The organism is Psychrobacter sp. W2-37-MNA-CIBAN-0211, from assembly GCF_040309405.1.
Classification (GTDB): Bacteria; Pseudomonadota; Gammaproteobacteria; order Pseudomonadales; family Moraxellaceae; genus Psychrobacter; species Psychrobacter glaciei.
On the sequence record NZ_JBEOOU010000567.1, the window covers coordinates 1 to 237 of the forward strand.

Sequence of the window (237 nt, forward strand, 5' to 3'; positions counted from 1 at the left end):
TGCCACTATATCAATATCGAGGACGTAATTCACAAGGTCAGGCGGTCAGTGCACAGCTTGAGTCTGCTAATGAAAGTTCGGCGGCAGATGCATTGCTTTCTCGTGGGATTATTCCGTTAGAATTGCGCGAAGTGAAAACGAAGCAATCTTTTTCGATGAGCTTATTTCAAAGCAAGGTGTCGCTGGAAGAGTTACAAATTTTTAGTCGACAAATGTATTCACTGACGCGTTCAGGTA

1 pseudogene is annotated in these 237 nt (G+C 43.5%); it reads left to right on the top strand.

Annotated elements, in window-relative coordinates:
- A pseudogene (locus tag AAEY72_RS16295) lies at positions 1 to 237 on the top strand (hypothetical protein); the annotation flags it as partial.